Annotated in this window: 10 protein-coding genes; 3 read left to right on the top strand and 7 right to left on the bottom strand. The window is 61.7% G+C overall.

Annotated elements, in window-relative coordinates:
- Positions 1–59: 59 nt before the first annotated feature.
- Positions 60–1,409, top strand: coding sequence for a methylmalonyl-CoA mutase family protein (locus PH558_RS16730; RefSeq protein ID WP_285205612.1), 1,350 nt, complete (start codon positions 60–62; stop codon positions 1,407–1,409).
- Positions 1,410–1,662: 253 nt separating this feature from the next.
- Positions 1,663–3,795, top strand: a complete 2,133-nt coding sequence (gene scpA, locus PH558_RS16725) for a methylmalonyl-CoA mutase (RefSeq protein WP_285205611.1) — start codon at positions 1,663–1,665, stop codon at positions 3,793–3,795.
- Between the two features lie 56 nt (positions 3,796–3,851).
- Here scpA and PH558_RS16720 read toward each other — a convergent pair whose 3' ends face one another.
- The 4 genes from PH558_RS16720 to PH558_RS16705 all read right to left on the bottom strand — a co-directional run bounded on the left by PH558_RS16720 (position 3,852) and on the right by PH558_RS16705 (position 8,375).
- A complete protein-coding gene (locus tag PH558_RS16720) occupies positions 3,852–4,832 on the bottom strand; it encodes an alpha/beta hydrolase family protein (RefSeq protein ID WP_285205605.1) in 981 nt (326 codons plus the stop codon).
- A gap of 95 nt (positions 4,833–4,927) precedes the next feature.
- Complete coding sequence (locus tag PH558_RS16715; protein WP_285205603.1) at positions 4,928–6,565, bottom strand: cisplatin damage response ATP-dependent DNA ligase; 1,638 nt, start codon at positions 6,563–6,565, stop codon at positions 4,928–4,930.
- Positions 6,565–7,575 (bottom strand): ligase-associated DNA damage response exonuclease, encoded by a 1,011-nt coding sequence (locus PH558_RS16710; protein WP_285205602.1) that lies wholly within the window; start codon positions 7,573–7,575, stop codon positions 6,565–6,567. The genes PH558_RS16715 and PH558_RS16710 overlap by 1 nt, the downstream gene beginning before the upstream one ends.
- Before the next feature lie 29 nt (positions 7,576–7,604).
- Positions 7,605–8,375, bottom strand: coding sequence for a carbon-nitrogen hydrolase family protein (locus PH558_RS16705; RefSeq protein WP_095434238.1), 771 nt, complete (start codon positions 8,373–8,375; stop codon positions 7,605–7,607).
- 198 nt (positions 8,376–8,573) lie between these two features.
- On the opposite strand from PH558_RS16705, the gene PH558_RS16700 reads away from it, so the two are divergent.
- Positions 8,574–9,944, top strand: coding sequence for a TIGR03808 family TAT-translocated repetitive protein (locus PH558_RS16700; RefSeq protein WP_285205600.1), 1,371 nt, complete (start codon positions 8,574–8,576; stop codon positions 9,942–9,944).
- Here the strand turns inward: PH558_RS16700 and PH558_RS16695 are convergent.
- The 3 genes from PH558_RS16695 to PH558_RS16685 are packed head-to-tail and all read right to left on the bottom strand — an operon-like array spanning position 9,941 to position 13,580.
- On the bottom strand, positions 9,941–10,729 hold the full coding sequence (locus PH558_RS16695; RefSeq protein WP_285205599.1) for a crotonase/enoyl-CoA hydratase family protein: 789 nt from the start codon (positions 10,727–10,729) through the stop codon (positions 9,941–9,943). The two genes, PH558_RS16700 and PH558_RS16695, sit on opposite strands and share 4 nt — an antisense overlap.
- Positions 10,726–11,595, bottom strand: a complete 870-nt coding sequence (locus tag PH558_RS16690; RefSeq protein ID WP_285205598.1) for a hydroxymethylglutaryl-CoA lyase — start codon at positions 11,593–11,595, stop codon at positions 10,726–10,728. The genes PH558_RS16695 and PH558_RS16690 overlap by 4 nt, the downstream gene beginning before the upstream one ends.
- Entirely contained in the window at positions 11,592–13,580 is a 1,989-nt protein-coding gene (locus PH558_RS16685) for an acetyl/propionyl/methylcrotonyl-CoA carboxylase subunit alpha (protein WP_285205597.1), read from the bottom strand. The genes PH558_RS16690 and PH558_RS16685 overlap by 4 nt, the downstream gene beginning before the upstream one ends.
- Positions 13,581–13,584: the final 4 nt, after the last annotated feature.

Here is a 13,584-nt window from a genome sequence, read left to right as displayed (position 1 = left end):
CAAACTCCTGTTTTCCCTTGCGGCATCATGGGCTAGACCAATGCAGTACGGAGGAGCGCATGAGTATCGACAGTCTCGACCCGGGCATCTTCGGCCAGACCGACCACAAGACTTGGCTGAAGCTGGTGGAACGGGCGCTGAAAGGTAAGAATTTCCAGGAAGCGCTGGTCTCGCGAACCGATGACGGCATCGCGATAGAGCCGCTTTACGAGCAACGGCGCGACGGCAAGCCGCTATTTCGCCAGCGGGCGGAGCTGCCCTGGACCGTGACGCAGCGCATGGACGATCCGGACACCGAGCGGGCGATCGCGCAACTCGGTGACGATCTTGCCAATGGCGCAAGCGGTATCAGCCTCGTTTCCAGCGGTTCCGCTTCGGCCTTCGGCATCGGCATGGATGCTCAGTCGCCAAACTTTTCCGACGTGCTGGCAGCAGCTTCCGCCAAGACTGCAACTTTGCGCCTCGATGGCTTTTCTTCCAGCATCGCCAAAACGATAGCAGCCTCGGTTGTGGATGGCGGTGCCCAAAGATTGCACCTTGGACTCGACGCTTTCTTGACAGTCGTGCATTTCGCCAATTTTATCAGTGACATCGAATACTTCAAAGAATTGAAGTCGGCTGGTACGATCGTCAATGCGGACGGTCGCATGGTGCATAATGCCGGGGGGACCGAGGCGCAGGAGCTGGCGGTCATGGCGGCAAGCCTCGTCGGCCATCTGCGATTATTCCAAGAAGCGGGCCTTTCGCCGGAAGCAGCGCTTGCGGCAACCAGCCTCTGCCTTTCGGCCGATCAGAACCAGTTCATCACAACCGCGAAGATGCGCGCCGCGCGGCTGATCTTTACCCGGATTGCCGAGGCCTGCGGCGTTACCAACCCACGACCGGCACATCTCTTTGCTGAGACCAGCTATCGCATGCTGACCCGCCTCGATCCGGAGACGAACATCCTGCGCAACACGATCGCGGTCTTTTCAGCCGGCGTCGGCGGCGCTGACGAGATTTCCGTCCTGCCGCACAGCCTGACGCACGGCATACCCGACCCGCTGGCGCGGCGGCTGGCGCGCAACACGCAGACGATTTTGATTGCCGAAAGCCACCTCGATCATGTCCTCGATCCAGCTGCCGGGGCCGGCGGCATCGAGGCGCTGACCGACGGGCTTTGCGAACGGGCTTGGGAGATTTTCACCTGGATCGAAGGCAAGGGCGGATTGGCGAAGGTCATTTCCAGCGGCGAGCTGGCGGCGATGATCGCGGAGGCGCAGGAGAGCCGTGCCGCAAGGCCGATCGTGGGGACGACGCTGTTTGCCATGAAGACCGAGCGGCCAGTGACGGTTTTGGGCCCTTTGAGTCCGATCGCTGGCGGGACGGGGTTGGTGCCGATGCGGCTGGATGAGGGGGTGGAGGGATGAGAATGGACATCGTGTTCGACGAGACTGGGTACCCTCCTCTGTCACTTCGTGACATCTCCCCCACAAGGGGGGAGATCGTTCCCTGCCAGAATTTAACCCCAGCGAGAATAACAACCTATGCTGCCGCAGATGCGGTATCCGTTTGGGGCAGAAAGGCTCCACCAGTTTCCAATCTCTCCCCTTGTGGGGGAGATGTCGCGAAAGCGACAGAGGGGGGTATCGCACTTTCGACGTCCACGGAGGCCCCGGCTCCATGACCCGCATTCCCGACTTCGCCACCATCCCCTGGGCCAAGCCGCAGGCAGCGGCGCCAACAATCGACGCCCCACTCTGGGAAACTCCCGAAGGCATCCACGTCAAGCGCAGCTATGGCGAAAGCGACCTTGCCGGCCTGAATTTCCTTGACACTTACCCCGGCGCAGCACCGTTCCTGCGTGGCCCCTACCCGACCATGTATGTCCAGCAGCCCTGGACTATCCGCCAATATGCCGGCTTCTCCACTGCCGAGGAGTCCAATGCCTTCTATCGCCGCAATCTTGCCGCCGGCCAGAAAGGGCTCTCGGTCGCCTTCGATCTTGCCACTCACCGCGGCTATGACAGCGATCATCCGAGGGTATCAGGCGATGTCGGTATGGCGGGTGTCGCGATCGATTCCATCCTCGATATGCGCCAGCTCTTCGACGGCATTCCGCTCGACGAGATGAGCGTCTCGATGACCATGAACGGCGCGGTGCTGCCGGTCATGGCGCTCTATATCGTCGCAGCGGAGGAACAGGGCGTCTCCGAGGACAAACTGTCCGGCACGATCCAGAACGACATCCTCAAGGAGTTCATGGTTCGTAATACCTATATCTATCCGCCACAGCCCTCGATGCGGATCGTTTCTGACATTTTCAGCTATACCAGCCAGCGGATGCCGAAGTTCAACTCCATCTCGATCTCCGGCTACCACATGCAGGAGGCTGGCGCGACGGCGGATCTGGAGCTCGCCTATACTATCGCCGACGGTATCGAATATGCGCGTGCCGGCGTGGCAGCTGGGCTCGATATAGACAGCTTCGCCCCTCGCCTCTCCTTCTTCTGGGCCGTCGGCATGAACTTCTTCATGGAGGTTGCCAAGATGCGCGCGGGACGGCTGATCTGGGCCGCGCTGATGCAGAAGAATTTCGCACCGAAAGACCCGAAATCCCTGGCGCTCAGGACCCACAGCCAGACCTCCGGCTGGTCGCTGACGGCGCAGGATCCGATGAACAACATCATCCGCACCATGGTCGAGGCGATGGCCGCAACGCAGGGACATACCCAGTCGCTGCACACCAATTCCTTCGACGAAGCGCTGGCGCTGCCAACGGATCACTCCGCCCGCATCGCCCGCAACACGCAGATCCTGCTGCAGAAGGAATCGGGGACAACAGGCATCATTGATCCCTGGGGCGGCTCGACCTATGTCGAGCGGCTGACCCACGATCTTGCGGCCCGCGCCCTTGCCCATATCGAGGAAGTAGAAGCGCTGGGCGGCATGGCGAAGGCTATCGAGAAAGGCATTCCGAAGCTTCGCATCGAAGAAGCTGCCGCACGCACGCAAGCGCGCATCGACAGCGGCCACCAGACACTCGTCGGCATCAACTTTTCCAGGCCGGAGAAGGATATCGAAGTCGACGTGTTGAAGGTCGACAATTCCGAAGTGCGTGCACGTCAGCTATCCAAGCTGCAGCAATTGAAGGGCACGCGCGAGACGGCCGCCGTCGAGACCGCCCTCGACGCTCTGACGGATGCGGCGCGCACAGGCACGGGCAATCTGCTCGACTTCGCCGTCAAGGCAGCAAGGGCAAGAGCGACTGTCGGCGAAATTTCGCTGGCGCTGGAAAAGGCATATGGCCGGCATGTGGCCGACATCAGGACCATTTCCGGCGTCTATCGCCAGGAAGTCGGCGACACGGACCCCATCTTCAACAAGGCAGCCGCCAAGGTCGAAGCCTTTCGCAGAGCACGCGGCGAAAAGCCCCGCATCCTCATCGCCAAGATGGGCCAGGACGGCCATGATCGCGGACAGAAGGTAATTGCGACGGCCTTTGCCGATCTCGGCTTCGATGTCGTCGTCGGCGCCATGTTCCAGACTCCGGAAGAAGTGGCCGATGTCGCCGTTCGCGAAGGCGTCGACATCCTCGGCGCATCATCCCTTGCCGCCGGCCATCTGACGCTGGTGCCGGAACTGAAAGAAGCGCTTGCGCGCCGTCATGCCGGCAATGTGCTGATCGCCGTCGGCGGCGTCATCCCGCCACAGGATTTCGCGGCGCTGGAAGCGGCCGGGGCGGACGCAATCTTCCCGCCCGGCACGGTGATTGCGGAAGCGGCAACGGCACTGATCGAGAAGCTGATGGCGTAAACATCGACTCGCGAAGCGGTTCGGCTCATCTCCCGCGCCGCTTTTGCGAGGCTGGTTTAAACGGCCACGCTCTTAAAGAACTCGATACTTTGAGCGATTTCGCCCGGCAGAGCCGAATTGTGGCTGCCCGGCACCGTCGCCATTTCCATCTTGACGCCGGCGGCCGTTGCCCGTTTGGAGAGCAGCGACAGGCGCGAGTCGAAATGTGCCTCTTCGGTTCCGTGGAACAGCTTTATCGGACTTTTGAAGCTGTGCGCGTAGCAGAGCGGCGAGCGCATCTGGTATTCGCGCGGGTTCCTGGTGTTGAAGCGAATGTCCTGCGGATAGCGGCTGAAGAAGGCGTAAGCGTCGGGGTTGCCGGATATCGGCGCGACCGCACGGAAGCGCTTCGTCGACATGGCGGCGAGCATGGCGAGCGTACCGCCTATGCTGTGGCCAGCCAGAAACATGCGATGCGGATCGACACCCGGCAGATGCCGCAGCCGGTTGGACGCGGCCAGCACATCGGCAACTTCGTCGTAAAAGCCGGAAAAATTGCCCTTCTGGCCATTTTCGCCGCGCATGGAAGGGATCATGACGACGTAGCCGGCCTCAACATAGGGCTTCATCAGCTGCCAATGTCCCTGCCCGATGGCATTACCGCCATGCAGGAAAAGTACGGCCGGCTTCGGTTTTTCCGAACGCATATAGCGGGAAACCCAGGCCACGAGCTCCAGCTCCTCGCCGACACCGCTGCGATAGAAAAGCCGTTCGGCGGTCGACGGCGTCACTAGCGGTTCGTAGATATCGGGAGCAGGTCCCTTGCTCACGAGATCGGTGCGAAACAGATGACGCTCCTTGGCATAGTCGCCCGAAAGCAGCGGCGGCGCATCCTCGGCCTTCTCGTCGCTCCGGGTGGCGACACTCTTCTTCTCGGCAGGCTTGCTTGCAGTCGTACTGTCATCGGCAGCTCTGACGATGTTGGGGGCAAAGAGCGTGAAGGCAATAGCGGCTAGAAGGCTGCGGCGATTGGGACGAAATGCGTGGTCGTCGGACATGGTCGTGGGCTCTGTCGAAATATCCCGGCGCAGATCAAATCTGCACGGGTTGGAAGGCTAGGCCAACTCACTTTGTGGTGAGGAATCGCCCTCGCCTATTCATCGACAACCGGAGCCTTGGCGTCAATCATCGCAATCAAAGTTTCCAGCCTGTCGGCCTCGTAGGGCGGTTTGTCGGGCCGCAGTCGGGCAATGCGGGGAAAGCGCATGGCGACGCCCGATTTGTGCCGGGTGGAGCGGTTGATGCCTTCAAAGGCCACCTCGAGCACGAAGCCGAAATCGCGATCGGCGCGCACAGCACGCACGGGGCCGAAACGGTCGACCGTATTGTTGCGCACGAACTTGTCGAGCACCTCAAGCTCCGCATCGGTAAAGCCGAAATAGGCCTTGCCGACAGGCACGAGCTGCTCGCCCTCCGGAGTCATCGCCCAGACGCCAAAGGTGAAATCGGAATAATAGCTGGAACGCTTGCCGTGGCCGCGCTGCGCATACATCAGCACGGCATCGACATTATAGGGATCGCGCTTCCACTTGAACCATGGGCCTTTGGCGCGGCCTGCGAGATAGGCGCTGTCCCTGCGCTTGATCATCACGCCTTCGATCACCGGATCGGGCGGCGAGGAGCGCAGGCGGTCGAGCTCCTCCCAGGAAGAGAAATCGATGAGCGGCGACAGATCAAAGCGGTCGTGGGGCGTGGCATCGATGATCTCCGTCAGCCGCTCCCGTCGATCGAGGAAACCGCGAGCACGCACGTCCTCCGCGCCGTCAAAAAGAAGATCATAGGCGCGGATGAAGGCCGGAAACTCGTCCAGCATCTTTGCCGTCACGGTCTTGCGGTTGAGGCGCTGCTGCAGATCGGAAAAGCTGCGTGTCGGGCTATTGGAGCGAACGGTGCCGCCGACCAGCAGCTCGCCATCCATGACGCCCTCGAAATTCATGGCGTCCACAACGTCGGGAAAGGCGCCGGATATGTCGTCGCCAGAGCGTGAATAAAGCTTGCTCGTGTTCCCAGAGCGCGAAAGCTGGACGCGGATGCCATCCCACTTCCATTCAGCGGCGAAATCGCGGGGGTCGAGGCCCTCAAGGTCGCCCGGCTCAACGGGATTGGCGAGCATGACGGAATGGAAGATTGCCGGTGTTGCCAATACCGGTTTCTCCGCCTTGCCTTCCAGCCAGCGGAACAGGCTTTCATAGGGCGGCTGCAGACCATGCCAAAGCGTTTCGATTTCGGTCACATCCCTGCCGCTGAGTTCGGCCAGCGCCTGTTTGGCAAGCCGGGCTGAAACACCGATGCGCATGGAGCCGGTCGCAAGCTTCAGGAAGGCAAAGCGGCCCGACGTATCCAACCGATCCAACAGGTCGCGGACGAAGCTGCGCACTTCGGTCCGCCCAAGCGCATTCATGCTGCGAACAACCTCGCCGAGCTTCGGTTGCTCGCCGGCGGGACGCTCAATATCGCTCTCCTTGTCCCAGACCAGCGAGATCGTTTCGGCAAGATCGCCGACATAGTCGTAAGAATAGCGGAACAGCACCTCGTCCATGCGCTCGAGAACGAGCTCGCGCAACATGGCGGGCTTGACGTTGCGCACCTCGAGCGTGCCGGCGATGGCGGCCAGACCATAGCCACGATCTGGGTCTGGCGTATCGCGGAAATAATCGCTCAGCAGCTTCAGCTTGCCGTTGCGGCTCGGCGTCAGCACCAGGCGGTCGAGGAGGTCGGCAAAGGCTTTCATCAATCGCCCTCGTCTTCATAGCCGATGAGATGCAGCGGCTTGGCGGCGATGCCCTGCAACTCGCACCAGCGCACCAACGCTTCCTCGCGGCCGTGGGTGACCCACACCTCGCTCGGCTTCAGGTCGGAAATCGTCTCGGTCAACTCCGGCCAGTCGCAATGATCCGATATGACCAGCGGCAGCTCGACCCCGAGCTGCTTGGCGCGCTGGCGCACCATCATCCAGCCCGAGGCGAAAGCCGGCAGCGGATCATGGAACCGCCTCGCCCAGCGGTCCTGGAAAGCGGAGGGTGGGCCGACAACGACGGCACCATGGAAGATCGATTGATCCCGGCTTTCGATGGTGGCCGGTTTGAGTTCGCCGAGTTCGATGCCCTGGCTGACATAGTAGTCGCACAGCGTTTCCAATGCGCCATGAATATAGATCGGCTTGTCATAGCCGGCATCGCGCAGCAGGCGAATGACGCGCTGCGCCTTGCCGAGCGCATAGGCACCGATCAGATGCGTTCGCTCGGGGAATTGGCGAAGCGAGGCCAGAAACTTCCGTGTCTCGGCCATGGGATCGGGATGGTGGAAGACCGGCAGCCCGAACGTCGCCTCGGTGATGAAGACATCACAGGGAACCGGTACATAGGCCACACAGGTCGGATCCGGCCGGCGCTTGTAATCGCCTGAGACGACGATGCGCAGCCCATCCTTCTCCACTGCGATCTGCGCCGAGCCGAGCACATGGCCCGCCGGATGGAACTGCACCCTGACGCCGTTAATCGTCACCTCCTCGCCGAAGCCGATTGCCTGCCGCGAGCCGGCAAAATCATCGCCATAGCGGATGCGCATAATATCGAGCGTCTGGCGCGTGGCGAGCACATGGGCATGACCGGAGCGGGCATGATCCGAATGACCATGCGTAACAAGTGCCCGCTCGACCGGTTGCACAGGATCGATATGGAAGCCGCCGATCGGGCAAAACAAACCCTCAGGCGCCGGATAAAGCAGTTGATCGGGTCTCATGATTTAAGAGGATAGCGCGATTTGCACGATTAGGTAGCGATGGCGGCAGCTTTTTGAGCGAATCGTCGTTCGGGTTGTCGATCCGGCAGATCGAAAATCAGGACGTCCTCGCAATAGGGCTTCGCCCTTGCGACGACGACGCCGTTCGGATCGACGATAGCGGTGCTGCCGTAGCTCACCCAGCCATCCTCGTTGCTTCCGACCACATCCGACGCCATGATCCAGCAGCCCGTATGCCTGGCACAGATCTGCAGTCCTGAAATGCCCGGCTTATGCCACATCTCGGCTTTGTGGGGCCGGAGCATGAGATTGATGGGATTACAGATGAGGCCTGCGCCCTTTTGAGCGAGGCGACGCGCGGTGTAGGGATATCTGAGATCGGCGCAAATATTAATGCCGAAGCGCCAATATCCCTCCTTCCAGATCGGAAAATCCTTTCCGGCCATGCAGCCCTTCTCCAGCGGATGTGCTTTGGCATAGACCCCGATGATCCGGCCGGACCTGCCGACGAGGGCACTATTGTAGATCCCATCGTCCCTTCGCTCGAAAAAGCCGACGACCGCTGTCGTTTTCCCCGCTGCGAAACGGGAAACTAAGGCGTTCAGATGCGGATCGTCCAACGAAATCGCGCGGCGTTTGGCAACAGCTTCGTTGTAGCTGTGCCCCTGCAGATAGCATTCTGGAAAGAGGGCGAGATCGATACCCTGCATCTCCGCCCAAGCGAGATCGCGTGCCAAAACCTCGGCCACCTGCTCGACGGCGTCGAAAAGTGCCAGACGTTGAAAGGCCGCGATCCGCATGCTGGAGGGGTAACATGCACGGCGAGTCGCCCCTAGCAAAGATCCATGGTTGGCTGAGCTTCGCAGGGACTGGACTGGTAAATGCAATGGACGAGTACCCGCGGTCAAAACGCTTTTGGAGAGCTGCCGCTGTATCAAAACGGCACAGATAGGCTTGGCACGATTTCTGCTTCGATAGCGCCGTTCCAGGAGTTCGCAATGATCCAACGCCGCGCCTTCATCGCTTCCCTCGCCGCTTCGGCAGCGGCTGGCCTGCTTGCGCCCCGCGTTGTTGCCGCGTCGCTGGCCAAGATGGCGGGTGCCGAGCTGCGGGGGCCGCTCGATGCCGTTGCGCTGAAGACGACGCCGGGCGCCAGCGACTTCAAGAGCGGCAAGCTGCAGGCGATGATCGACAATGCGGCACGGACCAACATGCCGCTCTTCCTGCCGCCGGGCACATACAACATCTCCAACCTGACGCTGCCGGATAATACCCGCATTACCGGCGTTCCCGGCGCGTCGCGGCTGGTCTATGGCGGCGACGGCCATTTGATGAATGCGGACAAGGCCAGACGCATCGAGCTTTCCGGCCTTGTGCTCGATGGCGGCAATCGCTGGCTTGCCGATTATGCAGGCGGCCTTCTGCAATTTACCGGCGTCGACGAAGTGCTGATCGACAATTGCGAAGTTACCGGCAGCCGCAAGCACGGACTGCAGCTGGAGCGCTGCGGCGGCCGGATCGAGCGCAGCCACATCTCCGGGGCGGCCGAGGCGGGCATCTATTCCGTCCAGTCAACCGGATTGACGGTGACAGGCAATCGCGTCGAGGATTGCGGCAATGGCGGTATCCTCATCCATCGCTGGGACAAGGCCGAGGATGGCAGCAGCGTCACCAACAACCGCATTGCGCGCATCCGCGCCAATGGCGGCGGCACCGGCCAGAACGGCAACGGCATCAACGTCTTCCGCGCCGATGGCGTCACGGTTTCCGGCAATCAGATCGCCGATTGTGCCTTCACTGCCATCCGCGCCAATTCGGCCTCGAACGTGCAGATCTCGAACAATCAGTGCCTGCGGTCGGGCGAAACCGCCATCTACTGCGAATTCGAATTCGTCGGCGCCACGATCAATAACAATCTAGTCGATGGCGCTGCCAACGGCATTTCAGTCACCAATTTCGACAAGGGCGGAAGGCTCGCTTCGGTGACGGGCAATGTCATCCGCAATCTATCGCTCACCGCCCCTTATGCGCAGGATGGCGGTTTCGGCATCGGCATCTCGGCCGAGGCCGATACGCTTGTTGCCGATAATGTCATCGAGAATGCGCCGCTCTGGGGCATGAGGCTCGGCTGGGGTCAATATCTCCGCAACGTCGTCGCGACAGGCAACATAGTCAGGCACGCCGGCATTGGCTGCGTGGTCTCGGTCGCGGATGGCGCCGGCTCGGCGGTGATTGCGGGCAACCTTTTCCAGGAGATGCAGCAAGCCGCGATCATGGGCTTTCGCTGGGACAAGCCGGCATCCGGCGATCTCATCAAGGGAGGCACGCAATTCCCGCAGCTGACCATCGCAAACAACAGGCTCGTTTAGGCCGATCGCCAGTTCGGCTGCCGCTTTTCGAAGAAGGCGGTGATGCCTTCCTTCGCCTCGTCGGTCTCCCAAGCATCTGCCAATTGTTCGACGACGTGATCGATCATTCCATCGGTAATCGGCCTACCGACGGAACGCGCCAGGGCCTTAGCGCGGGCCGCTGCCTGCGGTGACGCGCCCAGGAAATGGCGGACTTCGGCTTCGACGGCCTCATCCAGTGCCTCCTCCGCCACGACCCGTGACAGGAGGCCCGCGGCATGCGCCTGCCAGGCATCGATGATTTTGCCGGAGAGAAACAACGGGCGCGCATTCGCTTCGCCGATGCGCGCGACGACATAGGGACTGATCGTGGCCGGAATGATGCCGAGGCGCACCTCCGTCAGGCCGAAACGGGCCGTCGATGCCGATATCACCATGTCGCAGACGCTGAGGATACCGATACCGCCACCGAAAGCATTGCCCTGGACGCGGGCGATCAGCGGCTTCGGCAATTCGTTCAGCGTCTTGAACAGCATGGCAAGCCGCCGCGCTTCGGCCATACGCCCGTCCCGCGTAGCATCGAACTGGGCACGCATCCAACCGAGATCGCCGCCGGCACAGAAACTGGCGCCTTCGCCGGTGAGCACGACGACCCCGACTGCGCTGTCGTGAGCAAGGTCGTCCGTTGCCGCTGTCAAGTCATCGATCATCCCGGCCGAAAGGGCATTATGCTTTTCCGGGCGCGCCAGCGTCACATGGGCAACACCGCGCTCGTCGGTGGCGATGCGGATCGTCTGCGATATCATGGGGCACTCCTGAGGCTGCGGGCAAAGGCGGCGGCGCGGGTAAGCTTGTCCTCGTCGAGACCAGTCTCGAAACCCCGCGCCGATAGATAATCTTGAACAGAAACGGTATCGACATTGCCCTTGGCGCCGGGAGCGAAAGGGCAACCGCCAAGGCCGCCGGCTGACGCATCGAATACCCGCAGGCCGCGCTCCAACGCGACGCCGATATTATCGAGCGCTCGGCCGGACGTGTCATGAAAATGGCCGGCAAGGACTGCCGCGGGGAGTTCACCGAGCACTGCGGCAAGCATCCGGTCGACGGCCTCGGGCGTACCTTTGCCGATCGTGTCGCCAAGGCTGATCTCATAGCAACCAAGCGCACGTAACTGCCACGCGACACTGACGACATTTTGCGGCGGCACCGCGCCCTCATAGGGACACTCGACGACGCAGCTGACATAGCCGCGCAACGGAACGCCGCGATCCCGACTGGCGGCCGCCACCGGCCGAAAGCGCTCGATGCTCTCGGCGATCGAGCAGTTGATGTTGTGCATGGAGAAGGTTTCCGAAGCGGAAGCGAAGATCGCCACTTCATCGGCGCCAGCCGCGAGGGCCGCCTCGAAGCCCTGCATGTTGGGCGCCAGCGCTGCGTAACGAACGCCTGGACGCCGCTCTATGCCGGCCATGACCGAAGCGGCATCGCCAAGCTGCGGCACCCATTTCGGGCTGACGAAGCTGGTGACTTCAATTCGCTCGAAACCGCAATCCGAAAGCAGATTGACCAGCTCGATCTTGTGTTCGGTATCGACCTGCCGCTTCTCGTTCTGCAGCCCGTCACGCGGTGCCATCTCGACGATGGTGACGCGGTTGGAAGGCTTGTCGCTCATGCCACATCCTCCGGGCGAAGGGACAGAAGCACGGCGCTTTCGCTGGTCTGGTCGCCCTCGCCGACATGCAGACTTTCGACGATGCCGTCGCGTGCTGCCGTCAGCGTCAGCTCCATCTTCATGGCCTCCATGACGATCAGCGCCTGCCCCTTCGCAACCGTGTCGCCCTCACGCACGCGGACGATCTTGACGAGGCCCGGCATCGGCGCGATGACGCGATCGCCGCCGCCAGCCACCTCCTCTCCACCGTCGAGAAGATCGAGTCGATGGAAATGATGCGCCTGTCCATTGAGGAATAAAGTCAGACCTGACGATGTCTCGAAGATATCGACATGGGACTGCCGGCCGTCGATCTCGACGTGTCGGGAAAGGCCCTTGCCTGCGAGTAAGCAAACGAGAAGGATGCGATCGTCAAAGGTGACGCTAAACAGCGATCGACTCTTTGCAGCCACGCGGCAATTCTGATGACCACCGGCAAAATGCAGCGTGACGGGACGACTTGCTTCGCCCCAGAGCTGCCAAGCACCGAGCGACAGCCAAGGATCATTGCCAGCGGCTTGCGCGAACCCACCCGCCTCGACAATGGCAGCAATGGCAAGAGCCGCATCGTCGGGTTGCTGCGCCGAGGTCAGCGCCTCCACGTCACGGTCGATCAATCCCGTATCCGGATGGCCTGCGGCGAAATCCGATTGGCCGCTGAGGCGAATGAGGAAATCGAGATTTGTCGTGGTTCCGGCGATCTGCGTCTGCTCAAGACCACGCGTGAGCTTGGCAAGGGCGGCGGCTCGATCCGGCGCATGCACGGTCAGCTTGGCGATCAACGGATCGTAATGTGGGGTGATGGTATCGCCCTCGCGCACACCGGCATCAATGCGGACATCACCGTCGGGAAAGCGTAGGCGCGAGAGCATGCCGGTTGCCGGTAGGAAGCCGCGCGCCGGATCCTCCGCATAGATACGCGCTTCGAAGGCCCAGCCGTTTATGGCGAGCTCATCCTGCCTCTTCGGCAGCGGCTCGCCGCTCGCAACGCGCAATTGCCATTCCACCAGATCGACGCCGGCGATCGCCTCGGTGACGGGATGCTCGACCTGTAGGCGGGTGTTCATCTCCATGAAGAAGAAGCGATCCGGCGACAGGCCATCAGAGACATCGGCGATGAACTCAACGGTGCCGGCGCCGCGATAATCGATGGCGCGAGCGGCGCGAACGGCCGCTTCGCCCATGACGCTGCGCATCTCCTCCGTCATGCCAGGCGCCGGTGCCTCCTCGATCACCTTCTGGTGTCGGCGCTGCAGGGAGCAATCGCGCTCGAAGAGGTGCACGGCATTGCCCTGGCTGTCGCCGAACACCTGAATCTCGATATGGCGCGGCTTGACGAGATATTTTTCGATGAGCACGGCATCGTCGCCGAAAGCGGACTTCGCCTCGCGTTTCGCTGCCTGCAGCGAAGCCTCGAAGTCTTCCGGACGGTCGACGCGGCGCATGCCCTTGCCGCCGCCGCCGGCCCTCGCCTTGATAAGAACGGGAAAGCCGATGCCATCGGCCTGCTCGGCAAGAAAGCCGGGCTCTTGCCTATCGCCATGATAGCCGGGAACGACGGGCACGCCGGCCCGCTCCATCAGCGCCTTGGCTGCATCCTTGAGCCCCATCGCTCGAATGGAGGCCGATGATGGGCCGATGAAGACCAGGCCGACGGCTTCGACGGCCTCGGCAAAAGCTGCATTTTCCGAGAGAAAGCCGTAGCCCGGATGGATGGCCTCCGCGCCGGTTCGCTTTGCGGCCCCGATGATCTTTTCATTCGACAGATAGCTCTCGCTCGCAGCCGCCGGGCCGATATGTACGGCTTCGTCGGCCAGCGCCACGTGCAGGGCATCCCGATCGACGTCGGAATAGACGGCGACCGTGCGGATGCCGAGGCGCCTTGCTGTGTCGATGACCCGGCAGGCGATTTCGCCGCGATTGGCGATCAGTATCTTCGAAAACATCGGC

Origin of the sequence: Rhizobium pantanalense (genome assembly GCF_030182525.1) — a bacterium.
Classification (GTDB): Bacteria; Pseudomonadota; Alphaproteobacteria; order Rhizobiales; family Rhizobiaceae; genus Rhizobium.
This window is presented reverse-complemented; position numbering and strand designations above follow the sequence as displayed.

Bases quoted from the DNA above. Each gene is read 5' to 3' on its own strand.
- PH558_RS16730 (WP_285205612.1), top strand. From the start codon at position 60: ATGAGTATCGACAGTCTCGACCCGGGCATCTTCGGCCAGACCGACCAC.
- scpA (WP_285205611.1), top strand. From the start codon at position 1,663: ATGACCCGCATTCCCGACTTCGCCACCATCCCCTGGGCCAAGCCGCAG.
- PH558_RS16720 (WP_285205605.1), bottom strand. From the start codon at position 4,832: ATGTCCGACGACCACGCATTTCGTCCCAATCGCCGCAGCCTTCTAGCC.
- PH558_RS16715 (WP_285205603.1), bottom strand. From the start codon at position 6,565: ATGAAAGCCTTTGCCGACCTCCTCGACCGCCTGGTGCTGACGCCGAGC.
- PH558_RS16710 (WP_285205602.1), bottom strand. From the start codon at position 7,575: ATGAGACCCGATCAACTGCTTTATCCGGCGCCTGAGGGTTTGTTTTGC.
- PH558_RS16705 (WP_095434238.1), bottom strand. From the start codon at position 8,375: ATGCGGATCGCGGCCTTTCAACGTCTGGCACTTTTCGACGCCGTCGAG.
- PH558_RS16700 (WP_285205600.1), top strand. From the start codon at position 8,574: ATGATCCAACGCCGCGCCTTCATCGCTTCCCTCGCCGCTTCGGCAGCG.
- PH558_RS16695 (WP_285205599.1), bottom strand. From the start codon at position 10,729: ATGATATCGCAGACGATCCGCATCGCCACCGACGAGCGCGGTGTTGCC.
- PH558_RS16690 (WP_285205598.1), bottom strand. From the start codon at position 11,595: ATGAGCGACAAGCCTTCCAACCGCGTCACCATCGTCGAGATGGCACCG.
- PH558_RS16685 (WP_285205597.1), bottom strand. From the start codon at position 13,580: ATGTTTTCGAAGATACTGATCGCCAATCGCGGCGAAATCGCCTGCCGG.